Source organism: Aurantiacibacter odishensis (assembly GCF_003605195.1).
In the GTDB taxonomy this organism is placed as follows: domain Bacteria; phylum Pseudomonadota; class Alphaproteobacteria; order Sphingomonadales; family Sphingomonadaceae; genus Alteraurantiacibacter; species Alteraurantiacibacter odishensis.
Map to the genome: position 1 here is coordinate 234,319 of NZ_QYOS01000025.1, position 26,813 is coordinate 261,131.

General features: G+C 64.1%; 24 protein-coding genes. 15 read left to right on the forward strand and 9 right to left on the reverse strand.

The window, feature by feature from the left end:
- Nucleotides 1-51 precede the first annotated feature (51 nt).
- Entirely contained in the window at nucleotides 52-2,109 is a 2,058-nt protein-coding gene (locus D4Q51_RS13030; protein ID WP_120078753.1) for an NAD(+) synthase, read from the reverse strand.
- A 100-nt stretch (nucleotides 2,110-2,209) separates the two neighbouring features.
- Here D4Q51_RS13030 and D4Q51_RS13035 point away from each other — a divergent pair, with 100 nt between their 5' ends.
- Nucleotides 2,210-3,430: an APC family permease gene (locus tag D4Q51_RS13035; protein ID WP_120078201.1), complete on the forward strand. Its 1,221-nt coding sequence runs from the start codon at nucleotides 2,210-2,212 to the stop codon at nucleotides 3,428-3,430.
- Between the two features lie 67 nt (nucleotides 3,431-3,497).
- On the opposite strand, the gene D4Q51_RS13040 is transcribed toward D4Q51_RS13035, so the two are convergent.
- Nucleotides 3,498-3,971, reverse strand: a complete 474-nt coding sequence (locus D4Q51_RS13040; RefSeq protein WP_120078204.1) for a glycine zipper 2TM domain-containing protein — start codon at nucleotides 3,969-3,971, stop codon at nucleotides 3,498-3,500.
- Nucleotides 3,972-4,097: 126 nt separating this feature from the next.
- Nucleotides 4,098-4,691 carry a class I SAM-dependent methyltransferase gene (locus tag D4Q51_RS13045; protein WP_120078205.1) on the reverse strand — a complete coding sequence of 198 codons (594 nt, stop codon included), beginning with the start codon at nucleotides 4,689-4,691 and terminating at the stop codon, nucleotides 4,098-4,100.
- Between the two features lie 71 nt (nucleotides 4,692-4,762).
- Between D4Q51_RS13045 and D4Q51_RS13050 the strand changes: the two genes are divergently transcribed.
- Entirely contained in the window at nucleotides 4,763-6,013 is a 1,251-nt protein-coding gene (locus D4Q51_RS13050) for a DUF418 domain-containing protein (RefSeq protein WP_120078207.1), read from the forward strand.
- Here the strand turns inward: D4Q51_RS13050 and rlmN are convergent.
- Entirely contained in the window at nucleotides 6,001-7,245 is a 1,245-nt protein-coding gene (gene rlmN, locus D4Q51_RS13055) for a dual-specificity RNA methyltransferase RlmN (RefSeq protein WP_120078209.1), read from the reverse strand. The genes D4Q51_RS13050 and rlmN overlap by 13 nt on opposite strands.
- A 369-nt stretch (nucleotides 7,246-7,614) precedes the next feature.
- On the opposite strand from rlmN, the gene D4Q51_RS13060 reads away from it, so the two are divergent.
- Complete coding sequence (locus tag D4Q51_RS13060) at nucleotides 7,615-8,304, forward strand: outer membrane protein (protein WP_120078211.1); 690 nt, start codon at nucleotides 7,615-7,617, stop codon at nucleotides 8,302-8,304.
- Between the two features lie 65 nt (nucleotides 8,305-8,369).
- Here the strand turns inward: D4Q51_RS13060 and D4Q51_RS13065 are convergent, their stop codons facing one another.
- Complete coding sequence (locus tag D4Q51_RS13065) at nucleotides 8,370-8,855, reverse strand: invasion associated locus B family protein (RefSeq protein ID WP_120078213.1); 486 nt, start codon at nucleotides 8,853-8,855, stop codon at nucleotides 8,370-8,372.
- Between the two features lie 139 nt (nucleotides 8,856-8,994).
- On the opposite strand from D4Q51_RS13065, the gene D4Q51_RS13070 reads away from it, so the two are divergent.
- The gene (locus D4Q51_RS13070; RefSeq protein WP_240624737.1) at nucleotides 8,995-9,696 is read left to right on the forward strand and encodes a YqiJ family protein; all 702 of its coding nucleotides are present in this window, start codon (nucleotides 8,995-8,997) and stop codon (nucleotides 9,694-9,696) included.
- 54 nt (nucleotides 9,697-9,750) lie between these two features.
- Nucleotides 9,751-11,469, forward strand: coding sequence for a flotillin family protein (locus tag D4Q51_RS13075; RefSeq protein WP_420807544.1), 1,719 nt, complete (start codon nucleotides 9,751-9,753; stop codon nucleotides 11,467-11,469).
- Nucleotides 11,470-11,534: 65 nt separating this feature from the next.
- On the opposite strand, the gene D4Q51_RS13080 is transcribed toward D4Q51_RS13075, so the two are convergent.
- The 4 genes from D4Q51_RS13080 to D4Q51_RS13095 form a co-directional block, all read right to left on the reverse strand.
- Nucleotides 11,535-11,738 (reverse strand): hypothetical protein, encoded by a 204-nt coding sequence (locus D4Q51_RS13080; RefSeq protein ID WP_120078219.1) that lies wholly within the window; start codon nucleotides 11,736-11,738, stop codon nucleotides 11,535-11,537.
- The gene (locus tag D4Q51_RS13085) at nucleotides 11,738-11,911 is read right to left on the reverse strand and encodes a DUF4169 family protein (RefSeq protein ID WP_240624807.1); all 174 of its coding nucleotides are present in this window, start codon (nucleotides 11,909-11,911) and stop codon (nucleotides 11,738-11,740) included. Before D4Q51_RS13085 ends, D4Q51_RS13080 begins: the two co-directional genes overlap by 1 nt.
- A gap of 12 nt (nucleotides 11,912-11,923) precedes the next feature.
- Complete coding sequence (greB, locus tag D4Q51_RS13090; RefSeq protein ID WP_120078222.1) at nucleotides 11,924-12,421, reverse strand: transcription elongation factor GreB; 498 nt, start codon at nucleotides 12,419-12,421, stop codon at nucleotides 11,924-11,926.
- 360 nt (nucleotides 12,422-12,781) lie between these two features.
- Complete coding sequence (locus D4Q51_RS13095; protein WP_240624739.1) at nucleotides 12,782-14,725, reverse strand: lytic transglycosylase domain-containing protein; 1,944 nt, start codon at nucleotides 14,723-14,725, stop codon at nucleotides 12,782-12,784.
- 142 nt (nucleotides 14,726-14,867) lie between these two features.
- Here D4Q51_RS13095 and dapA point away from each other — a divergent pair, with 142 nt between their 5' ends.
- The 10 genes from dapA to D4Q51_RS13145 all read left to right on the forward strand — a co-directional run bounded on the left by dapA (nucleotide 14,868) and on the right by D4Q51_RS13145 (nucleotide 26,785).
- Entirely contained in the window at nucleotides 14,868-15,752 is an 885-nt protein-coding gene (gene dapA, locus D4Q51_RS13100; protein WP_120078226.1) for a 4-hydroxy-tetrahydrodipicolinate synthase, read from the forward strand.
- Entirely contained in the window at nucleotides 15,749-17,047 is a 1,299-nt protein-coding gene (locus D4Q51_RS13105; protein ID WP_120078229.1) for a hypothetical protein, read from the forward strand. Before dapA ends, D4Q51_RS13105 begins: the two co-directional genes overlap by 4 nt.
- 67 nt (nucleotides 17,048-17,114) lie before the next feature.
- The gene (locus tag D4Q51_RS13110) at nucleotides 17,115-17,534 is read left to right on the forward strand and encodes a cupredoxin domain-containing protein (RefSeq protein ID WP_120078231.1); all 420 of its coding nucleotides are present in this window, start codon (nucleotides 17,115-17,117) and stop codon (nucleotides 17,532-17,534) included.
- Nucleotides 17,535-17,592: 58 nt separating this feature from the next.
- Nucleotides 17,593-18,075, forward strand: coding sequence for an SsrA-binding protein SmpB (smpB, locus tag D4Q51_RS13115; protein WP_120078234.1), 483 nt, complete (start codon nucleotides 17,593-17,595; stop codon nucleotides 18,073-18,075).
- A gap of 195 nt (nucleotides 18,076-18,270) precedes the next feature.
- The gene (locus tag D4Q51_RS13120) at nucleotides 18,271-18,792 is read left to right on the forward strand and encodes a DUF2062 domain-containing protein (protein WP_120078755.1); all 522 of its coding nucleotides are present in this window, start codon (nucleotides 18,271-18,273) and stop codon (nucleotides 18,790-18,792) included.
- A 67-nt stretch (nucleotides 18,793-18,859) separates the two neighbouring features.
- A complete protein-coding gene (locus tag D4Q51_RS13125) occupies nucleotides 18,860-21,325 on the forward strand; it encodes a response regulator (protein WP_120078236.1) in 2,466 nt (821 codons plus the stop codon).
- 92 nt (nucleotides 21,326-21,417) lie between these two features.
- On the forward strand, nucleotides 21,418-22,896 hold the full coding sequence (locus tag D4Q51_RS13130) for a DUF4139 domain-containing protein (protein WP_120078238.1): 1,479 nt from the start codon (nucleotides 21,418-21,420) through the stop codon (nucleotides 22,894-22,896).
- Between the two features lie 44 nt (nucleotides 22,897-22,940).
- On the forward strand, nucleotides 22,941-24,524 hold the full coding sequence (locus D4Q51_RS13135) for a DUF4139 domain-containing protein (RefSeq protein WP_120078241.1): 1,584 nt from the start codon (nucleotides 22,941-22,943) through the stop codon (nucleotides 24,522-24,524).
- A gap of 155 nt (nucleotides 24,525-24,679) precedes the next feature.
- On the forward strand, nucleotides 24,680-25,747 hold the full coding sequence (gene recA / locus D4Q51_RS13140) for a recombinase RecA (protein WP_120078243.1): 1,068 nt from the start codon (nucleotides 24,680-24,682) through the stop codon (nucleotides 25,745-25,747).
- A 210-nt stretch (nucleotides 25,748-25,957) separates the two neighbouring features.
- Nucleotides 25,958-26,785 carry a class I SAM-dependent methyltransferase gene (locus D4Q51_RS13145; protein ID WP_162925328.1) on the forward strand — a complete coding sequence of 276 codons (828 nt, stop codon included), beginning with the start codon at nucleotides 25,958-25,960 and terminating at the stop codon, nucleotides 26,783-26,785.
- Nucleotides 26,786-26,813: the final 28 nt, after the last annotated feature.

The following is a 26,813-nucleotide window of genomic DNA, read 5'->3' on the forward strand; positions in this document are numbered from 1 at the left end:
GCAGCAGTCTACGTGTCGCGGGGAGGCCCGTCAAACGGCGACCTGCACAGGTCAGTCGGGCAAGTTGTCGCGCAGGTCTGCCAGCCACACGTCGGCCACGGCATCGCTCGGCGCGCGCCAGTCGCCGCGCGGCGACAACGCGCCGCCTGCGCTGACCTTCGGCCCGTTGGGCAGCGCGCTGCGCTTGAACTGGCTATACTGGAAGAACCGGCGGGCGAAGTTTTCCAGCCACTTGCGGATAGTGGGCAGGTCGTACTCGTTCTTCAGCTCCTGCGGGAAGGCGTGCGGCCACATGCCTTCATCGATATCGCGCCAGGCGTGCCAGCACAGGAAGGCGATGTGGCTGGGCGACTGTCCGTAACGGATCGTGTGGTGCAGGAAGAAGTCGTTGAGCTCGTAAGGGCCGATGATGCTCTGCGTGCTTTGGATCTCGCCGGTCGAGTCTGCGGGAACCAGTTCGGGGCTGATCTCGGTATTCAGCACCGCTTCCAGCACTTCGTCGCTGCCGGGATCGAACTGCCTGCTGCTCACGGTCCAGCGGATCAGGTACTGGATCAGCGTCTTTGGCACACCGGAATTGACCGCGTAATGGCTCATGTGATCGCCCACGCCATAGGTGCACCAGCCAAGCGCGAGTTCGCTCAGATCGCCGGTGCCGATCACCCAGCCCTTGTGATGGCCCGCGAGGCGGAACAGGTAATCCGTGCGCAAGCCCGCCTGCACGTTCTCGAACGTCACGTCGTAATGCGGTTCGCCTTCGCTGGAGGGGTGGCCGATATCCTCCAGCATCCGACGGGCGGCGGGCCTGATATCGATCTCCTCGGCGGTGCAGCCGAAGGCTTCCATCAGCTTCCAGGCATTGGCCTTGGTTTTGTCGGACGTCGCGAAGCCCGGCATGGTGTAGGCGCGGATGGTGGAGCGGGGCAGGCCCAGCGTGTCGCAAGCCTTGGCCGCCACGATCAGCGCGTGGGTGGAATCGAGGCCGCCCGATATCCCGATCACGAGGCATTCTGGCTTCGTCGCAGTGATCCGGCGCATGAGGGCATCGACCTGGATGTTGAACGCCTCGTAGGCATCCTGGTCCAGCATGTCCTGCCGGTTGGGCACGAAGGGGAAGCGGCGGATGGGGCGGCGAAGGCCGATGTCGCCGGGTTCATAGACGTGCTCGAATCCGATGGTGCGGTAGCTGTCCTCGGGCCGTCCGGCATCTTCGGCAGCGTCGTTGAAGGTGCCCATGCGCATCCGCTCGTTCACGATGCGGCGCGTGTCGACATCGGTGACGCACAACTCCGGCTCCAGTTCGAAGCGCACGCTCTCCACCATCAGGTCGCCCAGTTCGTAGATCATGCCCTGGCCGTCCCACGAGAGGTCCGTCGTGCTTTCACCGAAACCGCTGGCGGAATAGGCATAGGCGCAGACGTTGCGGCTGGAACTGGCGCGGCTGAGCAGGTGCCGCTCATCGGACTTGCCGATGGTGATGTTGCTGGCAGACAGGTTCAGAATGATGGTGGCACCCGCCAGCGCGGCCATTGTGCCGGGCTGGAGCGGACTCCAGAAATCCTCGCAGATCTCGATGCCGAAAGTGAAACCGGGCAGGTTCTGCGCGGCGAAGATCAGGTCAACGCCGAAGGGCACTTCCGCCCCCTTGACGCCGATCCACAGGTCGCGGCAGTTATTGCCGCGCGCGAACCAGCGCTTTTCGTAGAACTCGCGGTAATTGGGCAGATAACTCTTGGGCACGGCGCCCAGCACCTCGCCGTGGGCGATCACCACGGCGCAGTTGTAGATGCGACCGTTACGGCGCAGCGGCGCGCCGATTACCAGCACCGGGGTCAGGTCCTCGCTCGCTTCCCGGATCTGCTCGATATGGGTTTCCACGCTGTCCAGCAGGGCGGCCTGGATATGCAGGTCGTCCAGTGCGTAGGAGGACAGGCACATCTCGGGATAGAGCAGCAGGTCCACGTTCTGCTCGTGCGCCATCTCCGCCTGCGCGATGATGCCAGCGGCATTGTAGGCGACGTCGGCGGTGCGAACCTTGGGCGTGCTGGTGGCAACGCGCACGAAGCCGTGCGTGTGCATGTCGAAGAAGGGGTGCGTATCAGCGCTCATGGAAAGCGCCATAGCCTGAAACCGTTACATAAGGGAATTGCTGGATCGGAACCGCGAGGCGCGCCTCCCATTGGCAAGGGTAGGACAAGGGGAGACGTGCATGTCGCTCGAACGCTCGATGGGGCTGGGCAGCCTGATATTCTACGGCACCGGGACGATCCTTGGCGCTGGCATATTCGTGGTGATCGGCGAGGTGATGGGGAAGGCCGGTCCGGGGGCCCCGCTTGCCTACGCTGTCGCAGGACTGGTTGCCGTGTTCACCGCGCTTTCCTTCGCAGAGATCGGGGCACGTATCCCGACGGCGGGCGGCGCGATCGACTATGTCGAGGAAGCCTTCGGCACTTCGCGCGCGATGCCTTCCGTGGCGGGATGGATGCTGATCGTTGCCAACATGGTCTCCGGCGCGACGATCGCGACCGGCTTCGTCAGCTATCTGGCCAGTTTCGTCGAGGTGCCGCACTGGATCGCGACGCTGGGCATTGTCGGACTGGTTGGCGGCATTTCGATCGTCGGAATGAAGCAGAGCGCTTGGTTCATGACTGTCACCACTGGGCTGGGTCTGATCACCCTGCTGGTGATCCTGTGGCTGGCGCGGGATGGCCTGATGGCCTGGCCGGGCAAGCTGATGAGCGGAGAGGCGTTCTCCAGCGGCGAGGCATGGACCGGCATCCTGGCGGGCGCTTTCCTGGCCATCTATTCCTTCATCGGGTTCGGCGACATGGCGCAGACGGCGGAGGAACTGAAAGAGCCCAAGCGTAACCTGCCGCGCGGCATCATCGTTACCATCGTGATCGTGTTTGCCTTCTACCTCGCTATTGCGGCTGCACTGGGCGGGCGCAGCGATATCGGTGATATCGCAAAGGCCGATGCGCCTCTCGTCTATGCCGCCGTTCAGGGTGAGGGGACGCTGCAGACGGTGCTGGTGATTGTCAGCCTGCTGGTGATCGTAAACGGGGCGCTGACGCAGGTGGTCGCCGCCAGCCGCTTGCTGATGGATATGGGCCGCGACGGGCGCAGCGGTATGCCCGGCTGGCTGGCCGCGGTGAGCGAGCGGACGGACACGCCAGTTATTGCCACCCTCATCACGACGGGCGTGGTGCTGGCGCTCGCGCTGTTCATCCCGCTGGGCACGCTGGCGAGCGGCACCAGTCTCGCCATCCTGATCGTCTTTGCCATGGTCAACGCGGCCCTGTGGAGGCTCAAGAACCGTAGCCAGCCGGACGATGTGCCGAACCTGTGGAAGGCGGTGCCGATCCTTGGCTGCGCGTTCTGCGTGCTCACCATCGTCGGCCAGGTCATCCTGTGGACCACCAGCATCTGACGAAAAACGCCGCCGCTCCGGGGGATGGGAGCGACGGCGTCACAGGAGAGCTTACTCCGGTCGGTACTTAGCGGCAGCGTGCCTCGCCGCGGTCGATTTCGCGGCCCAGGACGGCGCCGAGTGCTGCGCCCAGGACGGTGCCGACAGTACGGTCGCCGCGGGTGTCGATGGTGCGTCCGACCAGTGCGCCACCGGCAGCGCCGATGATCAGGCCGGTCGTGCCGTTGTCACGCTCGCAGTAGTAGCGGCCATCGCGGCCCTGCCACACGCGGTCGCCACGGCTCACGCGGCGCGGCTCGTAGTAGCGGCCACGATCGTCATAGACGCGGTGGCGGCGGTCGCGGTCGCGATAACGGCGGTCGCGCCGGTCGTCGCGATCATAGCGTACCTCGTAACGGTCATACCGGTCGTAGCGGTCATGCCGGTCGTTGTCGCGATAGCCGTGTGCCGGTGCCCAGGGCGGCGGTCCGCCCTGCGCCATGGCGGGGGCAGCGGGAATGGCCAGCGAGGCGGCGGCGATTGCTAGAAGTGTCTTTTTCATGGGCTTTACCTTTCCGATTCGACATCGCTCGGGTGTCTGAGAGCCCTTTTCGTTCAGACAGGTGATACTGAAGATGAACGGCTTGTTGGCTTTCGAAAATTGCGACGAGCTGTTTTCTCGCGTGGTTCAGGCGAGTTTTCTTGCAGTTATAGCGATCCAGTCGCGCTCCACCTTGTCGAGGCCGCCGGCGCGGTAATCCTCCACCTCTTCCAGCTGCCATCCGGCATCGCCGTAAAGGTCGAGCAGGTGCTGGCGAGGAGAGAAGTTATAGAGCCGCCCGAACCTGTCGCGATCGTCACCATCGCCCAGCTTGTAGTTGGCGAAGAACAATCCGCCGGGGCGGACGGCGCGGTGAATGCGGGCCAGAACGTCGCCGAGCCCTGCCAGCGGTTGGTGGTGCAGCGAGGCGTGAGCCCAGACCGCATCGTAGGCTTTCACCGCATCGAGGTCCTCGAACCTCAGCAGGCGCACGTCCTGCCCGGTGCGTTCGCGCGCCTTCTTCGCCATGCCCTTCGAGCCGTCGGTCATATCAACGCTGAACCCACGCTCGATCATGCGGCTGGCATCGCGCCCACCGCCGCAGCCGAGTTCCAGGATGTGCGCACCGCCCGGCAGCCTGTCGAGGAAAGCGTCGAGATGCCGCGCCGGGCCCTGCGCAAAGCTCATCGTGTAGCTTGGCGCTTCCCGATCATAGAAAGCGAGGGTGGCTTCGTCGGTCATGAAGCAGATAACTAACGCGGGCTTTGCATGGCGGGCAAGCAGAAGTAGGCCTTCCGCTAAAGGGGGCGGTCATGGTCAATCACGCAAGCGGTGCAGCGCCCGTCACGGCCACGGAGCGGCTTGGCGAACTCGATGTCTTGCGCGGCTTCGCGCTTCTTGGGGTGTTGCTGGCCAATGTGCTGGAGGCTGCCTATCCGCCGTGGCTGGCGACCGAGGCGCAGCTTGCGGCCTTGCCGACTTCCGACCGGGACAGCACGGTATTCTTTCTCGAGCAGTGGCTGGTCTACGGCAAGGCCAACACGATCTTCGCCACTCTGTTCGGCATCGGTTTCTGGGTCCAGCTGCAAAGGCTGCGCGCGCGCGGCGGTGATTTTGAACGCATCTACGTACGACGACTGAGCATCCTGCTGGCGTTCGGCGCATTTCACGCGATCTTCATCTGGGTCTGGGACATCCTGCACCTCTACGCCCTGGCCGGCTTTGCGCTGTTCTTCATGCGCAACTTGAGCGCGCGTGCGTTTCTCGTTGTCGGCCTGTTCCTCGCCATTCTTGGCGAACCGCTGATCGCTCTCATAGTCGAGGCCGTTGGTGTGCCCGACTACGCTGGGCCCTACTTCAGCGATGCCGCGATTGTCGCCCGGCAGACGGCGAGCCAGGCTGGTGACTATCTGGCGCTGCTGGAGATTTTCACGAGGATAACCCTTTTCGCCTGGATCGGGCAGGGCGTGATCGTCGGCTGGGCGTTATACGCGCTCGGCCGCTTCCTGCTGGGCGCCTTCATCGCGCGCAGGGGATGGATCCGGCGCGCAACCGAATTGCGCAAGGGCTATATCCTCACCTTAGTGGTAGCCCTCCCTCTCGGGTTGGTCGGCCAGTATATCGTTGCGTCGGTTAACACCGGCGCGATGAATACGCCGAGCGATTTCGAGTGGGTGCTGGCGTTATTGCACGAGGTGAGCAAGCCGATACTCAGCCTCGCCTACGGCTGCATCCTGATCCTGGTTTTTCATTCGGCAGCGAGGCCACTGGTGGCGCTGTTCGGCCCGGTCGGGCGCATGGCGCTGACCAATTACGTCTCGCAGAGCTTTTTCATCGGCTATCTGCTGTTCGGCATCGGGCCGGGCCGTGCGCTGGCGGGATACGCCGGAACCGCCGAACTGGCCGTCCAGTCGCTCTATTTCTTCGCGTTTCAGATTGCCTTCAGCGTAGTGTGGCTGCGGCTGTTCAATTACGGGCCGTTGGAGTACCTCTGGCGCTGGGCCACTTATGGGCAGCGTCCGCGCCTCGTGCGGTCGAGCGCCGTTGAAGCTCAGCCTGCCTGAGCAGCCGCTTCCGCTTCCTCGCGATCGCGTTGGGCCCGGCTCTTCTTCTCGGCAGCCGTTTTCAACTGGCCGCAAGCCGCGTCGATATCGCGGCCACGGGGGGTGCGGACGGGGGCGGAGATGCCGCCTTCGAACACGATGTCGGAGAAGCGCTTGATCCGTTCCGGCGTCGAGCATTCGTACACCGCGCCCGGCCACGGATTGAACGGGATGAGGTTGACCTTGGCGGGCAGCTTGTAGGCCTTCAGCAGCCGAACCAGCTCGCGCGCGTGTTCGTCGCTGTCGTTCTTGTCCTTCAGCATCACGTATTCGAAGGTGATGCGCCGAGCGTTGCTGGCACCGGGATAGTCGGCGCAGGCCTGCAGCAGTTCTTCCAGGCCGTACTTCTTGTTGATCGGCACGATCTCGTCGCGGATTTCCTTGGTCACCGCGTGGAGCGAGACGGCAAGGTTCACGCCGATCTCCTCGCCGCAGCGGGCCATGGCGGGCACAACGCCGCTGGTGGACAGCGTGATGCGGCGCTTGGACAGGGCCAGGCCGTCGCCGTCCATCACCAGTTGCAGCGCATCGCGCACGTTGTCGAAGTTGTAGAGCGGTTCGCCCATGCCCATCATCACGATGTTGGTGAGCAGGCGACCATCGGCGGTATACTCGGCTTCGCTCTCGTCGCCCAGGTCGTCCATCCGGCCCTTCGGCCATTCACCGAGGGAATCGCGCGCCAGCATCACCTGGCCCACGATCTCGCCCGGCGTCAGGTTGCGCACCAGACGCATGGTGCCGGTGTGGCAGAAGCGGCAATTAAGCGTGCAGCCGACCTGGCTGGAGACGCACAGCGTGCCCCGGTCCGCATCGGGGATGAAGACCATCTCGAACTCGTGTCCGTCGCTGGTCTTCAGCAACCACTTCCGCGTGCCGTCGGTGGAATGCTGGGCCTCCACCACGTCCGGGCGGCCGATGACGAAGCGTTCGGCGAGCCACGGGCGCATGGTCTTGGCGATATCGGTCATCGCCTCGAAGTCGGTGACGCCGCGGTGATAGAGCCAATGGAACACCTGCTTAGCGCGCAGCTTGGCCTGCCGCTTGTCCAGCCCTGCGCCTTCGAAAAGCGCGGTGATGTCCTTCTTGGGAAGACCGATCAGGTCCACGCGTCCATCCTCGCGCGGCGTGATATCACGCGCGACGGGAACCGGATCAACCTGTCCGGGAATGCTCATCAGTGTCGTATCGGTCATGGGAACCGCGCATATAGGGATAAGCGCCCGGTTTGGGAAGCGGGCTCGGAATCTGCCTTCAAGACTTGGTTCCGCTGCTTCTCTCGGCAAACCGAGGCCTCTGATCGACAAGCTGCGAGGAACCGCGTTTTCAGCGCCGGAGCGGGCCAAGTCTGCGTTGAAGCGTGTTCGATTGCTGCGCCGTTCGGGTTTTTGCGGCCTGTTCCCACCGTTCGTCGAGCAAATATGTCGTTCTGTCGAGCAACATTGTTGCTCAAAAACCACAGCGGAATCGTTGTGAAAGGTTAATGAAACGAAGTCCGCCTGCGCTTCATTCTGGCTGTCCAAACGCGGGAAAATTCGCGTTTTTGAATACGAATGGAGACTATAATGAAAAAGGGTATCGCACTCATCCTCGCATCCGCATCGGCAACGGCTCTGGCCGTTCCCGCCGCCGCGCAGGACAACTCGGCTTTCACCGGCCCGCGGATCGAAGGCATTGCCGGCTATGACATCAGCAAGGCCGGCAGCGACGTCGACAACGACCTGAACGACGAGGACGACGAGTCCATCGACGGGTTCATGTACGGCGTTGGCATCGGCTACGATTTCCCCGTGGGTGACCGCGTGGTCCTCGGCCTCGAGGCCGAAGGCACATTCTCGACCGCTGAAACCGAAGTTGTCGACGGCGATCTCGAAGACCTCGGCTTCGGTGCCGAACTCGATACGGGCCGTGACCTCTACGTCGGCGCGCGTGCCGGTGTTGTGGCTGGCGAAAACCTGCTGCTTTACGCAAAGGGCGGTTACACCAACGCCCGTTACAACCTGCTTGCCAATGACGGCACGACCGACATCGAAACCGATGTTGATCTCGACGGCTGGCGTGCAGGCGTGGGCGCGGAATACGCCATGAGCGAGAACACTTTCGTGAAGCTGGAATACCGCTATTCCAACTACAACGAAGGCGAATTCGACTTCAACGACGACGACTTCTTCGACGATGATACCGGCGAAAGCGATCGCTTCGACGCTGATCTCGATCGTCACCAGGTCGCCGTGGGTTTCGGCCTGCGCTTCTGATCGAAGTCTGACGTGAATGAAATCGGGCCGGGAGGAGCAATCCTTCCGGCCCTTTTTCGTTGGGTCTAGCGAGCGGCGCAGCCTACGCTGGCGGCATCCAGCGCGGTCGCCGCGCCTTCCAGCGAGTAGCGATCGGTGAAGCGGTTGCCGCGATTGTCGTTGGCGCTGATGCTCATGCGGCTGCCGCTGCGCATCGCGGCGACAATGGCTGCATCACCGCTGCCGTCCACAGCCCAGCCTTCGTTACCGCTGCCCGTCAGATCGAACCGCTGGCCCCCTATGGCAAGCCGCAGGCGCGGGCTCTCCGACAATTCTCGGCTGAGGCGGAAGTGCACTTGTCCGCGCACCCGCCGCTCAGGCCACGTGCCTACGCTGGCGAACGGTTCGAAATCGCGCCGGTTGCGGCTGTCCTCCGCCTCCGCAATGGCGTAGCAGCGCGGTACGTCTGCATCGCGGAACGCGCCCCACTGACCGAACACGCCAAGGCTGTCTTTGGCGGAAATCGGCGCGGCGACGACGAAGGCGGCAAGCGGAATAAGAAGGCGCTTCATACCTATTATATAGGCGACTGCATCGCCTGTATGGAATCCCGAAAATCGTATCATCTGAATCCGGTTTTTCTGGAATTTGCGGGGGATTCCTGCATTATGGATGGAACGGGAAGGGGCATCCGGAAAAATTGACCCGAACTTGGAAAGGACGCCCTCGGCCGCTCGCCGGGTGGTGAGCGATACGATGAGCCTGCTTGCCGATTACAACCTGCCATTCGCGATTGCCTTTGGCCTTATGGTTTGTGCGCTGTTGCTCCAGCTGATCGGCCTGGGTGATTTCGATTTCGGCGGCGATATCGAACTGGATGTCGAAGCGCCCGACTTCGATGCAAACGCGGCGGAAGTGCCCGATGCCGGGTTTGGCGGAGCCTTGCTCACCCTGCTGGGGCTGGGCCGAGTGCCGCTGATGGTGTGGCTGATGGTGTTCCTGCTGCTGTTCACCGTGGTGGGCATGGGCATCCAGGTTTTTGCGGAAGAACTCACCGGGAATCCGCTTTACCCATGGCTGGCCGCGCTGTTTTCCAGCGGGGCGAGCCTGCCGCTGACGGCCACGCTGGTGCGCCCGCTCGGGAACATCCTGCCGCAGGACGAGACGAGCGCCGTGGGGCTGGGCAGCCTTGTCGGGCGGCGCGGAACTGTCACCACCGGGAAGGCCGAGCGCGGCTCTCCTGCCAGAACGAAAGTGCGCGACCGTCACGGACACGCGCATTACGTAATGCTCGAGCCACATGAGGATGCGAGCACGATCCACGAGGGGGACGAGGTTTTGCTCGTGCGCCGCGAGGGAGGCGTTTTTTACGGCGTTCCCCTTTCAGAGCGCAAGCTGGCGCCAGTGTCCTGACACTAGATAACGACAGGAGAAGACATGGAAGGTTTACTGGACGCCAGCTTAGTGATGGTGGTGGGAGGCGCAATTCTTGCTCTCGTCATCATCATCTTCCTGCTGAAGATGTATCGCCGCGCCTCGAAGGAAATCGCATTCGTGCGGACCGGCGTTGGCGGGGAAAAGGTCGTGATGAACGGGGGCGCGCTGGTGTTCCCGATTTTCCACGAAACCATGCCCGTCAACATGAACACGCTGGTGCTCAGCGTGGTGCGCCGGGATGGTGAGGCGCTGATCACGCTCGACCGTCTGCGCATCGATGTGAAGGCGGAATTCTACGTCCGCGTGAAGCCTGACAGCGAAGCTATCGCCATGGCCGCGCAGACGCTGGGCCAGCGCACGATGCAGCCCGAAATGCTGAAGGACCTCGTCGAAGGCAAGTTCGTCGACGCGCTGCGCTCCGTCGCTGCGGGCATGACCATGAACGAACTGCACGAACAGCGCGCGGACTTCGTGCAGAAGGTGCAGCAGGTATCGTCCAACGACCTCGCCATGAACGGTCTGGAGCTTGAATCCGTGTCACTGACCGGTCTCGACCAGACCAGCATCGAGCACTTCAACGCCAACAACGCCTTCGACGCCGAAGGTCTGACGAAACTGACCGAGCAGATCGAGGCGCGCAAGAAGCTGCGCAACGATATCGAGCAGGACACGCGCGTGCAGATGGAGACGAAGAACCTCGAGGCCGCGCAGAAGAGCTTCGAGATCAGCCGCGACACCGAATATGCCCGGCTGGAGCAGGAGCGTGAAGTCGAAGTGCGTCGTGCGGCGCAGATGTCCGAAATCGCCAGCCAGCAGGCTGAGCGCCAGCGCGAGGCCGACGGTGCGCGGATCGAAGCCAAGAAGCTGGTCGACGCGCAGCAGATCGAGGCAGACAGGCTGGTGGAGGAACGGCGGATCGACCAGGTCCGAGCGCTCGAAATCGCCCGCCAGGAACAGCAGATCGCGGTGCAGAACAAGTCTCGCGAGGAAAGCCAGGCCAAGGCCGAAGCCGACGAAGCGCGTGCAAAGGCCGTCGCTGCCGAGGAACAGGTCGCCACGGCCCGCGAAAGCGAGATTGCGGAGCGTCAGAAGAAGATCGAGCTGATCGAGGCTGCCAAGCAGGCCGAGCGCGACGCGATCAAGATCCGCGTCGATGCCGAAGCCGACAAGGACGCGGCCACCAACCGCGCCGAAGCTGCCCGCATGGCCGCCAAGGGCGAGGCCGATGCGACAAAGCTGCTGGCCGAAGCCGACCGCGTGAAGTTCGAAGTGGAAGCTGCCGGCCAGCGCGCCGTCAACGAAGCGGCGAACATCCTGTCGATGGAGCAGATCAGCCTGCAGACCAAGCTGGCCCTGCTGAAAGTGCTGCCCGAAGTCATCCGCGAAAGCGCGAAGCCGATGGAAGCGATCGACTCGATCAAGATCGTGCAGGTCGACGGCCTTACGCAGAAGTCCGGCGCGCCGGGCACCACGGCGAACGGCTCCGGCGGTGGCTCGGGCAACCTTGCCAACGATGCCGTGGCCGCAGCGCTGGCCTACCGCGCGCAGGCACCGGTGCTCGACGGGCTGATGAAGGAGCTGGGCCTCGACGGCAGCTCGCTCGGCAAGCTGGTGGAAGGCGCGGCAAACGGCAACGCCACCGCCGATTTCAGCGCCTCTGCCGAAGTGGCGGACGAGAAGGGCACGCCCTCGCTGTTCGACACCGAAACCGACGAGGATGACGAGGGTGGGTCGAAAGCCGCCGACTGATCCCGACTTGCATTGCAAACGAAGGCCCCCGGTTCGCGCCGGGGGCCTTTTTTGCTGGGAGCCAGCTATTCGCCGATCAGGTCCAGCCAGGCCACCACGTCGTTATCGGTGGCGATGTAGAGCCCTTCCTGCACGTCCTCCGGCTGCGCATTGGCGATCCGCATCGCCTCGGCCAGCGGACCGTAGAACAGCGTGTTCGCCGCCCCGCCTTCGGGACCGCCGTCGAGGTGATAGAGCCGCACGGTAGCATCCTGGTAAGTGGTACGCATCAGTCGTCCCGCTCCAGCTTTGCCCCGTCCAACTGGCGGCTGGCGCGCGCTTCTTCCGCCTTGCGTGACGCTAGTTCAGCCTTGCCTAGGCCATGCTGCGCGCGGGCAGAGGCGGCGTCCTTCTCCCTCGCCGCACGGTCGCGGCGCTTGCGGGCCATGCGCAGGTTGATCACCTTGGCCAAGGCTCAGGCGACCTTTTTGGGATAGGTGATGGCCATTACTTCCCATTCCTTCTCGCCGCCCGGCAGGCGCACCGTGCGAAGGTCGCCCACCTGCGCGCCGCGCAAGGCACGGGCGATGGGGCTGGACCAGCCGACAAGACCCTTGCCCGCATCCTGTTCCTTGTCCCCCACGATGGTGAGCGTGCGCTCCTCGCCGTCTTCGTCCGCAATCGTCACGGTCGCGCCGAAGAACACCCGGCTCTTGTCCGGCTGCTGGCTGGGGTCGACCACCTTGGCGAACTTCATCACCTTGGCGAGAAAGGCCAGTTCGCGGTCGATCTCGCGCATCTTCTTGCGCCCGTAGAGGTAATCACCGTTTTCGCTGCGATCGCCGTTGCCGGCGGCCCAGCTCACGATCTCCACGATCTCGGGACGTTCCTTTCCCAGCAGGTGATCATAACGGGCCTTCAGCGCGGCGAGGCCGGCGGGGGTGATGGGCTGGGTGTTGTCCGGAGAGGGCATGGACGCGCTATAGCGCGGTCAGACAATGGGGCTAGATCGAATGTCAGCGAACGACCCGATTGTGGACATAGAGGTTTGATGCCATCCTCCGCAAAGTAATTGCGGAGTGTGACGGTTGACGCATTGGGCGCGGATAGCAGATTTTTTAGGCACAGCCCTGTTTGGAGCGACGGGAGCGCTGCTGTATGAAGATTTCTCAGCGGGGCGGGAGACTTCGAGCGTCGCGACCGCAGCAACGCTCTTTCTTGCTTTTTCCTTCTGGGCCATCTCCGAGTTCGGGCGTCGCAGGCAGGAGGCTCATCGACGGAAGCCGATTGCCGATTGAGCGAATGACCGTTTTCCACCCCATTGCGGACGTTATTATCGCAGAAAATCGGTCACGTGGCGCGGCTCTCCGGCGCGGCCGGTGCGGTCGGGATAGAGGTGTTCGTAGACCACCGCGTTTTCCACCACGCGCTGCACGTAGTTCTTCGTCTCGAAGAAACCGATCTGCTCGATCCACTTGAGCCAGTCGCCCGTCACGCGCGGGTCGCCGTTCTCGCGCAGCCAGCGGTTCACGTTGCCGGGACCGGCGTTGTAGGCCGCAATGGCGAGCGGATAGCTGCCGTCGTAATAGGAAATCAGCCGCTCGATGTGGTTGGAACCCAGCATCATCGCATATTGCGGATCGTCGATCAGGCGGCTTGCCGAATACTGAACGCGGGCGCGGCGCGCCTCTTCCTGCGCGGTGGCGGGCATGAACTGCATGATGCCGCGCGCGCCTGCATGGCTGATGGCGTTTTCGGCAAACTGGCTCTCCTGCCGGGCCAAGGCGTGGATCATGGTCCAGTTGGTGCCGGGCGGCGTATCAAGCGTGGGATAGCCGATGCGGGTGAAGCCCTGGTGCCCGTGCTCCATCGCGGAGTCGGCGAGGTTCACGGCAAGATCGCGGCGACCGATGTCGCGGGCGAGTTCGGCGACAAGCACGTGCTCGGCCACGGTATCTGCCTGGTCGGCGATGGAGCGGTAGAAGCGAATGCCGGTGCTCCACGGCGCATCGCGGGCGACTTCGGAAACGGCGCGGGTGATCGGCTTGTTGAGGAACGCCTGGCGTTCCGCCTCGGTCGGCGTGCCCTGCGGCATCCGGTCGAAGCTGGGCACGTCGCGGCCCAGCCGGTCGAGCGCCATCAGGCCATAGAACTTGTCGGCATAGTCGGCGGCCATCTCGTAATGGCGCGTCGCCTCCGCCGTGTTCCCGGCGCGGCGATAGGCCTCGCCTGCCCAGAAGAACCCCTTGGAGCGGGTCTGCGGCGTGCGCGCGGCGGCACCGTACTGGTAGAACAGCGGCGCGGCGGCGGCGCCGTCGCCCAGTTGCCACAGGGCGTTGGTGCCGCCCAGCCACATCAGCGAAGTATAATCGTCGCGCAGGCGGTATTCGCCGGTGGAAATGTCATAGCCGGGCTCGAACGCCTCGATCGCGCGAGCGGCAACACGGACGCTGTCGCGCGTGTTGGCGGCGCGGGCCACGGCGAGGAGTTCGGTGATCCAGGCGGTCTGGTCGAGGGGAAGGGCGGCAAGTTGAGGCCCGTCCACGATCATGCGGACGGCTTCGCCGGAGCGGCCTTCCTGCCGCAGTTCGCGGCTGCGGTTGAACAGGTAGCCCGGATCGGCCATCGCGCCCGGCGCGTCGGTCGCCCCGTCGCCGCCCTGAAGGATGGCAAGGCGCGCGGCAAAGACGCGGCGCTTGTTGGGGGAAACACGGTCGATCTGGCGCGCGGCAGCATCGCCTTCACGCTGCCACAGAAGGGCATCCATCCGCATGTCCTGATCGGCCTGGGTGAAATCACTGCCGAAGTTGGCGGAGAGCGCGGCTTCGGCCGTCGGACTCATCTCGCCGCCGCGCCATGCCTCCAGCGCCCAGCGCTCGGAGGCGGCGCGATCCTGCCCCATCAGGGCCAGCGCATAGTGCGCCTTGGCGTAGTTGGTGACGGGGTCCTCGTTCTCGAAGAAACGTAGCAGCACGCCGGGCTCTGTAAATTCGGAACGCAGGCGCTGCTCGGCGCGGGCGCGCAGCGTCGTCTCGTCCGGGAAACCGGGGTTGGCGAGCAGGAAGTTCGCATATTCGTTGAACGGCAACTGTGCCTGCCGGTCCTCCCACAATCGCTCCCACCGGGTGATCTCCTGCGCCATCGGGCCGGGCTGCTGAGCCACGAGCTGGGCGCGGTTGCGATCCCATTCGGCGGCATCTTGGGCGAAAGCGCCGGATGACATGAAGGCAGGGGCGGCCATGGCCGCAACGAGAGCTACAAGAGGAAGTCGAACCATGCTGGACATCCTATGGGGCGCATCCTTATCAGGCGCTGAATACATAATCCCTCCGAATGGGTAAGGCTATTGGGAAAGAGCGCTGTTTCGGCGCGATTTTCCTTCGAGTCGTCTTTTCACACCAACGCACGAGAGGCGTAAAATGTTCTCAGGTTCGATTCCCGCGCTCGCCACCCCGTTTGCCGGCGACGATGTCGACGAGGAAGCCTACCGCCGCTTCATCGACTGGCAGATCGAAAACGGGTCGAGCGCGCTCGTTCCCTGCGGCACGACCGGCGAAAGCGCCACGCTGGACAACGACGAGCATCACAAGGTCATCGCCGTGTGCGCAGAAGTGGCAAAGGGGCGCGTACCGGTGATCGCGGGCGCAGGCTCCAACGACACGCAGACCGCGCTCTGGCACATCAAGGAAGCGCAGACCGCCGGGGCCGACGCGCTGCTGCTGGTCGCGCCCTATTACAACCGTCCTTCGCAGGAAGGGCTGCTGGCGCACTTCAGCTATCTGGCGGAGCGGGCGGACCTGCCTATCGTGCTCTATAACGTGCCCGGCCGCACGGTGACGGATATCGCGCCCGAGACGGTGATCGAACTGCACCGCCGTTTCCCGGACAAGATCGTGGCGATCAAGGATGCCAGCGGCGACCTTTCGCGCGTTGTCACGCATCGCATGGGCGCAGGGCCGGACTTCTGCCAGCTGTCGGGCGACGATCCGCTGGTGCTGGCAGGCTACGCGCTGGGCCAGACCGGCTGCATATCGGTGACGGCCAACGTCGCACCCAAGCTGTGCGCCGATTTCCACGCCGCCGCCGCTGCGGGCGATTTCGCCACGGCGCGCGAACTCAACGAGCGGCTCTACCCGCTGCACCGGGCGATGTTCGCCGATGCCAGCCCGGCGCCTGCCAAGTATGCGCTCAGCAAGCTGTTCGACTGGTTCAGCCCCGATGTGCGCCTGCCCATTGTGCCGTGCTCCGATGCAGCGAGAAAAGCGGTGGACGAGGCGATGGAACTGGCTGGGATCGCCGCATGAAGCGCCTCTTTGTTGCCGCCAGCGCCCTCGCGCTTACGTCCTGCGCCACCATGCCGGGCATCAAGCCGCCCGCTTTGGACGTGCTGGCGCGCGACTATCTCGCGATCCAGCTTGCCATCGGCGAGAAGGACCCCGGCTACGTCGATGCCTATTACGGGCCGGAGGAACTTGCGACGCGCGCTGCCGAGCAGGACGACGATACCACGCTGCCCATGCTGCAGGCCCGCGTAACCGCGCTCGACGCGACGCTCGGCCTGATCGAGGCGCAACCCGGCACGCTGGAGGCAGAGCGGGTGCGGTACCTGCGGGCAATGCTCTCCAGCGCCAAGGTGCGCCTGAGGATGCTGCGCGGCGAGGAAATCCCGTTTCAGGACGAGGCCGAGGGCCTGTTCGGCGTGCGCCCCGAACTGATCGACATCACCACGCTGGACCCCGTGCTGGACCGGATCGAGGAACTGGTGCCGGGCGATCCATCAGACGGCCCTCTGAACGAGCGGCTCAATGCCTATCAGGACCGCTTTATCATCCCGAACGACCGCCTTCGCGCGGTGATCGATGCGGCGGTGGACGAGTGCCGCAAGCGCACCCTGCCGCACATTCCGCTTCCCGCAAGCGAGAGCTTCGAACTTTCCCTCGTCACCGACAAGCCGTGGGGCGGGTTCAATTATTACCAGGGCGACTATCACTCGGTGATCGAGATCAACACCGATCTGCCGACCCGGCTGGACCGCGCGGTGGATGTCGGCTGTCACGAGGCCTATCCCGGCCACCACGTCTATTCCACGCTGATCGAGCGGGACCGGGTAAACGAGCTGGGCCAGATCGAATTCACCCTGCTGCCGCTCTACTCGCCGCGTGCGATTATATCGGAAGGCAGTGCGGAATACGGCGTGAAGCTGGCATTCCCCGGCAACAGCCAGCTGGAATACGAGCGCGACGTGCTGGCCCCGCTGGCGGGCATCGATGCCACTGATATCGAGCAGTATTATGAGTTGCGTGAAGCGCTGGAGGGGCTGTCCGGCGCCTACTACACCATCGCCGCTGCCTACCTCGACGAAACGATGACGCGCGAGCAGGCGATCGACGCCTCGATGCGCTATCGCCTGATGAGCCGCGAGCGCGCCGAACAGAGCCTGCGCTTCATGGATACCTACCGCAGCTACGTAATCAATTACGGGCTCGGCTCCGAGATCGTGGGCGCGGCTGTCGAGGCGGGAGACGCCGACATGGCCACGCGCTGGCAGCGGTTCATCGGCATCCTCAGCAACCCGACGCTGCCGAAAGATTTGATGTAGCCACGGCGCTGTGACGAGCGTAGGTCCGCGCGACGGGGCACGTAATCCTTTCCGGAGTTTCAATGAGATGCGCCGATTCGCCATTCCTGCACTCGCGCTGCTGCTGACGGGCTGCGCCTCGCTCTATTCGCTCGATCCGCTGATCGCGCCTGCCGCAACCGATTTTGCCTCGGCCCCGCGCGTGGAAGTCCATCTGAAGGACTACAGCTTCGAGCCGCGCACGCTCACCCTTGTTGCCGGTCGTCCCATCGTGCTCGCGATGGTGAACGACGCGGACGGGCCGCACAGCTTCACGGCGCCCGATTTCTTCGCGGCCGTGCAGATTGCGCAGTCCGAAGCGCCGATCATCGCCAACGGCACCGTCGAGATCGGCGCTGGCCAGACTGTCGAGCTTCGCCTGATCCCTCTTGCCGGTGCCTACGATGTCGAGTGCACCCACTTCACCCATTCGCTGCGGGGCATGACAGGCTCGATCCTCGTGCGTTAGCAAAGCCGCGCATTGCGGGGTTTGCACTTGGCGGTCGAACGCCTACATGCACCCTCCCATGGCCCGCCCCAAACACGCCACGTTCGACAAGCAGAAGGTCGTCGCAGAAAACCGCAAGGCGCGGTTCAACTATTCTATCGAGGATACCTTCGAGGCGGGCATCGCCTTGCAGGGCACCGAGGTGAAGGCCCTGCGGGCGGGCGAGGGCTCTATCGCCGAAAGCTATGCCGAGGTGAAGGACGGGCAGGTCTGGCTGGTCAACGCCAACATCCCTGAATTCAGCCACGGCAACCGTCACAACCACGAACCCAAGCGGCCGCGCAAGCTGCTGCTGCACGAGCGCGAGATCAACCGCCTGTTCGGCGCCGTGGAGCGCAAGGGCATGACGCTTGTGCCCCTCTCCGTCTATTTCAACGGGCGGGGCCGGGCGAAGGTCGAGCTGGCTCTGGCGAAAGGTAAGCAAGCACACGACAAGCGCGCCACGATCAAGGATCGTGACTGGCAGCGCGACAAGGCGCGCCTGATGCGCGAAAAGGGCTGAATTCGCACCCGAATGGAAGAATGCGACACGCGGTGACGTGAGTGGGGCGAAAATGTCGCCTGAAACCGCACATCACCGTTAAGCGACGGTTGTCATCTGCTGGGCTAAAACCATCTAGGAATGGCGACGCAAAGGAGTATGGGCCAACCCATGATGAAAAGGGCGACTCGATGGCTTTCGGCACGGATGCCGAAAATGCCAGAGAAGGAGGAGATGGCGAAAAATCGCTGGCTCGCTCCGGTCGCTGGCACGATTGCGCGCTCTGAACTGTGGCGGTTCAATCGCCGCAGTGTGCCGCGCGGTGTGGCGCTGGGCGTGTTTGCCGCTTTCATCATCCCCCTGGGGCAGACGATCCTTGCGGTCGCGCTGGCATTGCCGTCGCGCGCCAACCTTCCGCTGGCGGCCGTCACTACCCTCATCACTAACCCCTTCACCGTCGCCTTCTGGGCGGTGATCGCGCACAAGCTGGGCCAGTTCGTGCTGAAGATCGACGCTGCCACCACCGGCGCTGCGAACGAGCATGTGCAGAGCACGTGGTTCCAGGAGTTCGCCCAGTGGGCGGAGATTGCCGGCGTCGCCGCATTCGGCTTCGTCGTGCTGGCCGTGGTCGGCGCCGCAGTCGGCTATCTTGTCGCCAGTTTCGCCTGGCGTTTCATGGTGGCGCGCAAGTGGGGGCAGCGGCCCGGTAAACTGAAGACGCCGCAACCTGCCGAATGAACATTTTCGGGCATTGGCCTACCGTGCCGGCTAGGGCGCGGCGGGGGGCTTTGCTAGGGCTTTCGCAATGAAGATCGTCAATGCGAAGGAATCGGGCCGCCTGATCGACGTGATCGCCGTGGCGGCCGCCGTGCTGGCCAGCATTGCCCTTATCCAGCTTGCGACTTCCAACGCTGCGGCGACGCTCGCATACGCGGGCGGCCTCGTGGTGCTGGGACTGATTGCCTTTGCCGCCGCGCGGGCACGTGTCGGCGCGCAGGCACATCCCGTTGCCGATACGCCAGACTGGTCCGTGACCGTTGCCGCCATAGAGCGCGCGGATCAGGCCGTCGCCATCACCGACCGCGCCAACCGCCTTGTCTGTGCCAACGCCACGTTCGAACTGTGGTTTGGCTCCAGCAACGCGCCGCCGCGCCTGCCGGTGGATGGCACCAGCGCGGAAAAGCTCACGCGGCTGGCACGCGCCGCCTGGCGCGATGGGCAGGGCGGGGAGCCTGTGGTCGTCGCCGACGAGGAGAAGAGCTGGGAAGCCCGCGCAGTGCGCGCAGGCGGCGGGGACGACTATCTCGTCTGGCGCTTCACGCCCGTTACCCGCACCAATCCGCTGGCCGGGATCGGCGGCCATATCACCGGCCTGTTCGGCCGCGTGCTCGGCTCTGCCGGGATCGCAGTGGCGCTGGTTTCGCCCGATGGCATGGTGCGCGCGGCCAGCCCTACGCTTGCGCGCCGTGCGCTGGGTGACGAGAACGCCAGCATGTCGGGCCAGGAATTCGTGCGCCTGCTGCGTTCGGACGATCGCGAACGCATTTTCTTTGCGCGCGAGGGGCAGAAGGGCTCTCCGCAAACGCTGGTGCAGGTGCCGCTGGTCGATCCCGATCTTGCGGCAGTGGAACAGGTGCCCGGCAAGGCTGCTGCCGAAGCGCCCTCGATCATGCTGCTTATCGATTCCGGCATCGGCCTAGGCGGCTGGGGCGGGGAAGCGAAGGGTCAGGCGGCACAGCTGGAAAGCCTGCTGGAACAGTTGCCGCTGGGCCTTGCCACCACCAACCGCGACGGCAAGTTTCTGTTCGCCAATCCCGCCTTTCGGCGGGCATCCGGCATCGGGGCTGACCTGCCGCCCTATCCCTCGGACCTGGTGGTGCCGCGCGACAAGACCGCCATGTCCGATGCCGTGCGACGCTATGGCCAGGGGCCTGCTTCCAGCGGCGACGTGGCCGTGCGCCTGCGCGGCGATCCGGACGAGCCTGTCAGCATCGGCCTTGCCGGCGTGCGCGGGCTGGGGGAAGCGGCGGTGCTGCTTTCGCTGGCGGACACGACAGAGGAAGCGCGGCTGAAGCGGCAGGTGGCGCAGGCCACCAAGATGCAGGCCGTGGGCCAACTGGCGGGCGGCGTCGCGCACGATTTCAACAACGTGCTCACCGCCATCATCGGTTACTGCGACCTCATGTTGCTGCGCCACACGCCGGGCGACAGCGACTACGACGATATCCAGCAGATCAAGGCGAACTCCAACCGCGCCGCCAGCCTGACGCGGCAGTTGCTCGCCTTCAGCCGCCAGCAGACTCTGCAACCCGAAGTGCTGCAACTGCCCGACGTGCTGAGCGAAGTCAGCCACCTTCTGAAGCGCCTGCTGGGCGCCAAGATCACGCTGAAAGTGAGGCACGACCGCGGACTCGGTCCCGTGCGCGCTGACCCGCGCCAGCTCGAGCAAGTGATCATCAACCTCGCCGTGAACGCCCGCGATGCGATCCAGGCCAGCGGCGGCGGAGAGGGTGCCAGCGGCACGCTGACCTTCGCCACCCGCCGGGTGGAGGCTAAGGACATTCGCCGCATGGGCAGCGAGATCATCCCTGCGGGCGACTACACCGTGCTGATCGCGGAGGATACCGGCGGCGGCATCCCGCAGCACGTGCTGGGCAAGATCTTCGAGCCGTTCTTCACAACCAAGGAACAGGGTAAGGGCACCGGCCTCGGCCTTTCCACCGTCTACGGCATCATCAAGCAGTCGGGCGGGTTCATCTTCGCTTCCAACGCCAAGGCTTCCGACGGCGGCATCAAGGGCGCGCGCTTCACCATCTACCTGCCCGTGCACGAGGCGACCGAGGAAGAACTCAAGCGCGCCGAGGTGGAAGAGAAGGGCCGCGATTGGTCGGGCGGCGGCTGCATCCTTGTGGTGGAGGACGAGGACATGGTCCGCGCCGTCGCCGAGCGCGCGCTGGCGCGGCAGGGGTATACCATCGTCACCGCCAGCGACGGGGACGAGGGGCTGGAAATCGTCCAGTCCGGCAAGCACGAGTTCGACCTCGTCGTGTCCGACGTGGTGATGCCCAGCATGGATGGCCCGGCCATGGCGCGCGAAATCCGCAAGACCAATCCGGACCTGCCCATCCTGTTCATGTCGGGATATGCCGAAGGCCAGCTTCGCGACGAGATCGATATCGAGGCTATGCATTTCATCCCCAAGCCCTTCAGCGTCAGGCAAATCGCGGACAAGGTTGGCGAAGTGCTGGCGAACCCACGCAAAGGCGGTTAGCGTCCTGATCGCAAAGGATGATTCCGGCGTTCATGAGCGATACAGGTCGTGATACCTTATATCATCGTCGTGTAGAGGGAGGGACTGCCGACATGAATTCTATCCGCCAGATAACCGCCGCAATTCTCGCCGCCAGCGCGCTGACGCTGCCCGCAGCAGCGCAACAGCAGGTGCAGGAGGGGACGGCACAGGGCGACGTCTCCGTAACCATCTACCAGAACGGCCAGTCGCTGGTGCAGGATATCCGCCGTCTCGATATCCCGCGTGGCACCACCCGCATCGAGTTTCCCGATGTCTCCGCCCAGATCCGCCCGGCAACGCTCAGCTTCAATGCCGAGAATACAGCCATCGTCGAGCAGAACTTCGACTTCGACCTGTTGACGCCAGCAAAGCTGATGGAAAAGGCCATCGGCCAGACCGTGACGCTGGTGCGCACGAACCCCGCCACCGGCGCCGAAGTGCGCGAACGCGCCGAAGTCCTCTCCACCGCAGGCGGCGTGGTCGTTCGCATTGGTGACCGGATCGAGGTGCTGCGCGACGACGGCCTGCCCGTACGCGTGGTGTTCGACGAGGTTCCGCCCAACTTGCGCGCGCGCCCGACCTTGTCCGTCACCCTGAATTCCACCAGCAGCGGTCCGCGCGAGGCATCCATCCGCTACCTTACGCCGGGCCTTGGCTGGACGGCAGACTATGTCGCGCTGTTCGATGAAACGAACGGCACGGTGGACATGCAAGGCTGGGTCACGCTCACCAATACCACCGGCACCACCTTCCATGCGGCCGATACGCTGCTCGTGGCAGGCTCCCCCAATGGCGGCGGAGGGCCGCGCCGCGACATGGTGCGTCCCGGCACCCAGACTGCCGACCGCGAGCGCCTCGGCGATTTCTACCTCTACCCGCTGGAAGAGCGCACCACGATCGCCAACGCGCAGACCAAGCAGGTCGGCTTCCTCGACGTGCAGGGCGTGCCCGCGAACCGCGTCTATTCGATCGGCGCCTACTGGCTGGCGAACGACGAGGATTTCCGCCCTGCCTCTTCCGCCATCAGCTTCAACTCTAGCCGCGAAGGCGGCTTGGGCGACGCGCTGCCGGCGGGCACCGTCCGCTTCTACCAGCGCGATGCGGAGGGAAATCCGCAGTTCATCGGCGAGAACGGCATCGGCCACACGCCCATGGGCAGCACGCTCTCGCTGCGCACGGGCGATGCTTTCGACGTCTACATGCAGGCCGAGGTCGAGGACCGCGAACGGATTACTGCCGCCGAATACGAAGCGAGCCGCCGTTACCGCGTGATCGAGGATGGCCAGGTGGTGCGCGAAGTCGAGGTGGAGCGCGCGGTCGACTATTATCGCACCACGATGAAATACACCTTTACCAATGCCAAGCCGGAGCCGGTGGTTGTTCAACTCACGCAGAACGGCCTTGGCCAGTACTGGTGGGGCTGGGATTTCCGCGTGGTGAGCGAGGACGTGGAAGGCGAGCAGATCAACCGCGACACGCGCCTCTATCGCGTCTCCGTGCCCGCCAACGGCGAGCGCGAGGTGCGCGTGACTTACGAGACGCGGTTCTGAGGGGAGGGGCGATGCGCCACCCTGCCTCACTTAGAGCGACAGTCATGGCGTCTCTCGCCGTGGCCTGTTCGACAGCGGCAAACGCGCAGGATCGCGCAATCGTGGAGGCGAGCCAGCCGGAAAGCCTCGCCGTTACTGTCTACCGTGACCCCAATCGCGGCGTCGGCGGCACGATGAACACGCGCTGGCCGCAGGGTTTCGCGATGATTTCCGAAACCCGCACCGTTACCCTGCCGCCGGGGGAATCCCGCATCCGCTTCGAAGGCGTGGCTGAAGGCATGGTTGCCGTTTCCGCCATCGTCACCGGCCTGCCGGGTGGCACGATCGAGAAGAACCGCAACGCCGACCTGCTAAGCCCTGCCGCACTAGTGGACGGCACGCTTGGCAACCGCGTCACCATTACCCGCACCAATCCCGGCACCGGAGAGGCAGCGAGCGAGGACGCGATCATCCGCACCCGCGCCGACGGCGGTATCGTCCTGCAAACGCAGGACGGCTACGAGGCGGTGCGCTGCTCCGGCCTGCCCGAACGGCTGACGTTCGATGACATTCCCGATGGCCTCTCGCCCGAACCGATTTTCTCCATCGACACCCGCGATGCCAGCGGCGGCACATATACGGTCACGCTCTCCTACCTCGCCTGGGGCTTCGACTGGGAGGCGAGCTATGTCGCCACCCTCCACGAAGGCCGCGACGCCGACGATGTCCGTTTCGACCTGACGAGCTGGCTGACGATCCTCAACGACAACGGCCAGAGCTTCCCCGACGCAGAACTGATGGCCGTTGCGGGCACGCTGAACGTGACCAGCGACTTCCAGGACCTGGCCGATCCCCCGACGGCGAGGCCGCTTCGTCTCACCTGCTATCCTATCGGCAGCACCGCGCGCGGCTCACCCGTCAATTATCCGCCGCCTCCGCCACCACCTCCACCGCCAGCACCAGCTGCCATGATGGCCGACGGGATCGTCGTCACCGGATCACGCGTATCGCGCGAGGTGATGGAAGCGGCAGCGCCGGTAATGGCCGGGGAAGAGCAGCTGGGCGATCTGAAGCTCTACCGGGTGCCCGTGCCGGTCGATGTGAACGCGCAGGGGCTCAAGCAGGTCGCCTTCCTGCGCGAGGAAGGCGTCGAGGGCGAACTCGTTTACGAAAGCGATTGCACGCCGTGGAACTGGAACGCCGATCCCGCACCAGCACGCCTCCTGCTGGAAACGGTGAACGATGACGAACACGGGCTCGGCGTGGCGCTGCCCACAGGCACGGTCTCGGTCTTCGAGCGGGGGCCGCGCGGGGAACTGCTGGTGGCGGAGGAAACGCTGCGCGATTACGCATCCGGTCAGGATGTCGAACTTTCGCTCGGCGAATCCACGCAGGTGTTCGTCACCTGCAACCACGCCGGGGCGAAAGACCCGCGAGAGGGCGGGGCGCGCTGGATGGATGCGCGCGCGACGCTCACCAATGCCAGTCCGCACCCCGCTACCGTGCGCGTCCAGCTTGGCTTCAACAGCCAATGGCGATTTCGCGGCCTGCGGGAGCGTTTGCGTAACGGCCAGCGAATCATTCTGGTGAATGTTCCGGCAAACGGAACGCGGACCCTGGATTGGCAGGTTGGGAAAGTGACTGACTAGGCGCGATTTCCCGCCGCCAATGGCAGAAATGCGTGCCTGCTGCGCAAACTCCAACAAAAATTCTGTTCCACTCTTGTTCTTATGGAACAAAGTGGGTACATCTGCTGCTGTTGAAGAGTTAGACAAGACCCTAGCAAGCAGATGGAGGCCATGTCATGGCAGGTGCAAATCTGAAATTGGTTGAAAAGGAATCCAACGTGGACCGTCAGAAGGCGCTGGACGCCGCACTTGCCCAGATCGATCGTGCATTCGGCAAGGGCTCGGCAATGAAGCTGGGCCAGAAGGAAGCCATGCAGGTGGAATCGATTTCCACCGGCTCGCTCGGGCTCGATATCGCACTCGGCGTGGGCGGCCTGCCCAAGGGCCGCGTGATCGAGGTCTACGGGCCTGAAAGCTCGGGCAAGACCACGCTGGCTCTGCACTGCATTGCAGAAGCACAGAAGGCGGGCGGCACCGCTGCCTTCGTCGATGCCGAGCACGCGCTCGATCCCGTCTATGCCAAGAAGCTGGGCGTCGACATCGATGAACTGATCGTCTCGCAGCCCGACACGGGCGAGCAGGCTCTGGAGATCACCGATACGCTGGTGCGTTCGAACGCGATCGACATTCTCGTGGTCGACTCGGTTGCAGCACTGGTGCCGCGTGCCGAGATCGAAGGCGAGATGGGCGACAGCCATGTTGGCCTCCAGGCGCGCCTCATGTCGCAGTCGTTGCGCAAGCTGACCGGCTCGATCAACCGTTCCAAGTGCATGGTGATCTTCATCAACCAGCTGCGCATGAAGATCGGCGTGATGTACGGCAACCCGGAGACGACGACGGGCGGCAACGCGCTCAAGTTCTACGCTTCCGTTCGCCTCGACATTCGCCGCACCGGCCAGATCAAGGATCGTGACGAAGTGGTGGGCAACGCCACCCGCGTGAAAGTGGTGAAGAACAAGGTTGCCCCGCCGTTCAAGCAGGTCGAGTTCGACATCATGTATGGCGAGGGTATCTCGAAGATCGGCGAGATTCTCGATCTCGGCGTGAAGGCCGGGGTGGTCGAGAAGAGCGGTTCGTGGTTCAGCTACGACAGCGTTCGCATCGGCCAGGGCCGCGAGAACGCCAAGACCTTCCTCAAGGAAAATCCCGAAGTTTGCGACAAGCTGGAGGCTGCGATCCGCGGCAAAACCGACGAAGTCGCCGAGGAGATGATGACAGGGCCGGACGCGGACCCCGAAGACTGATCTCCTCAAGAAGGCCGACGGGGGCTTTGCCTCCAGGACTGTGTTCCAGGTGTTCCAGGATAGTTGGAAACCTCCAGTCCCGATGGCCTTGCGAAACCGGAGCCGGCGAGCGGTGGCATTCGTGCCCCCAACGCCGGCTTCTTCGCATCTTGCACATTGCCGAGTGTCGAGCCGCCCGATAACACCGGCGTCTGTACCGGGAGAAACGTGTTGGTCGACAAGAGCGAGTGGCAGGGCAAGAGCGGCGAGACCTGGGCCGCCGAATGGCGCAGGACAGATCGCAGTTTCACCCGCCTGACCGAACGGCTCCTGCAACGAACGCGAGAATTCACCTTCCGCAACGTCCTGGATATCGGTTGCGGCGCGGGCGAACTCTCCCTTGCGATCGCCCGCGGTCGCCGGGATGTGTCCGTCACGGGTGTCGATGTCTCTCCGCAACTCGTGCAAACCGCAAGCGAACGCGGGAGCCAGCTGGGGAACGTGCGGTTCATCCTAGCCGATGCTGCAGAGTGGACGGCTGATGCGGCGGCGGAGCCGGATCTTCTCGTCTCTCGTCATGGCGTGATGTTCTTCGACGACCCGCCTAAAGCCTTCGCCAACCTCGCCGACCAGGCGCAGGACGGAGCTTCGCTGATGTTCTCGTGCTTCCGCGACGTATCCGAAAACCCGTTCTTCACCGAAGTCGGCAAGCTCCTGCCGGAACCTCCGCCTCCCATGAACCCTGAAGCACCTGGTCCTTTCGCGTTCGCCGACAAGGAGCGGGTCAACTCGCTCCTCATGGCCGGCGGATGGACCGATGTCGCTTTCGAGGCAGTTGATTTTCCGATGATCGCCGGAGCTGGCGAGAATGCGGTGGAGGAAGCCTTTGCATATTTCTCCCGTATCGGTCCCGCGGCTCGGGCGTCTGCCGAGCTGGAAGGCCATGAGAAGGACCGCTTCCTCGACCGGGTGCGCGCCCTGTGCGAGAAACATGACCACGACGGAATCGTCGCCTTGCCCGCCGCCGCATGGATCGTGACGGCAAAGAAGGCTAGTTAGTGGTGCAACGCGGCTTGCCGGAGGGCCA

Excerpts from the sequence above, each read along its gene's own strand:
- D4Q51_RS13030 (WP_120078753.1), bottom strand. The coding sequence starts at position 2,109 with ATGAGCGCTGATACGCACCCCTTCTTCGACATGCACACGCACGGCTTC.
- D4Q51_RS13035 (WP_120078201.1), top strand. The coding sequence starts at position 2,210 with ATGTCGCTCGAACGCTCGATGGGGCTGGGCAGCCTGATATTCTACGGC.
- D4Q51_RS13040 (WP_120078204.1), bottom strand. The coding sequence starts at position 3,971 with ATGAAAAAGACACTTCTAGCAATCGCCGCCGCCTCGCTGGCCATTCCC.
- D4Q51_RS13045 (WP_120078205.1), bottom strand. The coding sequence starts at position 4,691 with ATGACCGACGAAGCCACCCTCGCTTTCTATGATCGGGAAGCGCCAAGC.
- D4Q51_RS13050 (WP_120078207.1), top strand. The coding sequence starts at position 4,763 with ATGGTCAATCACGCAAGCGGTGCAGCGCCCGTCACGGCCACGGAGCGG.
- rlmN (WP_120078209.1), bottom strand. The coding sequence starts at position 7,245 with ATGACCGATACGACACTGATGAGCATTCCCGGACAGGTTGATCCGGTT.
- D4Q51_RS13060 (WP_120078211.1), top strand. The coding sequence starts at position 7,615 with ATGAAAAAGGGTATCGCACTCATCCTCGCATCCGCATCGGCAACGGCT.
- D4Q51_RS13065 (WP_120078213.1), bottom strand. The coding sequence starts at position 8,855 with ATGAAGCGCCTTCTTATTCCGCTTGCCGCCTTCGTCGTCGCCGCGCCG.
- D4Q51_RS13075 (WP_420807544.1), top strand. The coding sequence starts at position 9,751 with ATGGTGGTGGGAGGCGCAATTCTTGCTCTCGTCATCATCATCTTCCTG.
- D4Q51_RS13080 (WP_120078219.1), bottom strand. The coding sequence starts at position 11,738 with ATGCGTACCACTTACCAGGATGCTACCGTGCGGCTCTATCACCTCGAC.
- greB (WP_120078222.1), bottom strand. The coding sequence starts at position 12,421 with ATGCCCTCTCCGGACAACACCCAGCCCATCACCCCCGCCGGCCTCGCC.
- D4Q51_RS13095 (WP_240624739.1), bottom strand. The coding sequence starts at position 14,725 with ATGGTTCGACTTCCTCTTGTAGCTCTCGTTGCGGCCATGGCCGCCCCT.
- dapA (WP_120078226.1), top strand. The coding sequence starts at position 14,868 with ATGTTCTCAGGTTCGATTCCCGCGCTCGCCACCCCGTTTGCCGGCGAC.
- D4Q51_RS13105 (WP_120078229.1), top strand. The coding sequence starts at position 15,749 with ATGAAGCGCCTCTTTGTTGCCGCCAGCGCCCTCGCGCTTACGTCCTGC.
- D4Q51_RS13110 (WP_120078231.1), top strand. The coding sequence starts at position 17,115 with ATGCGCCGATTCGCCATTCCTGCACTCGCGCTGCTGCTGACGGGCTGC.
- smpB (WP_120078234.1), top strand. The coding sequence starts at position 17,593 with ATGGCCCGCCCCAAACACGCCACGTTCGACAAGCAGAAGGTCGTCGCA.
- D4Q51_RS13120 (WP_120078755.1), top strand. The coding sequence starts at position 18,271 with ATGCCAGAGAAGGAGGAGATGGCGAAAAATCGCTGGCTCGCTCCGGTC.
- D4Q51_RS13125 (WP_120078236.1), top strand. The coding sequence starts at position 18,860 with ATGAAGATCGTCAATGCGAAGGAATCGGGCCGCCTGATCGACGTGATC.
- D4Q51_RS13130 (WP_120078238.1), top strand. The coding sequence starts at position 21,418 with ATGAATTCTATCCGCCAGATAACCGCCGCAATTCTCGCCGCCAGCGCG.
- D4Q51_RS13135 (WP_120078241.1), top strand. The coding sequence starts at position 22,941 with ATGGCGTCTCTCGCCGTGGCCTGTTCGACAGCGGCAAACGCGCAGGAT.
- recA (WP_120078243.1), top strand. The coding sequence starts at position 24,680 with ATGGCAGGTGCAAATCTGAAATTGGTTGAAAAGGAATCCAACGTGGAC.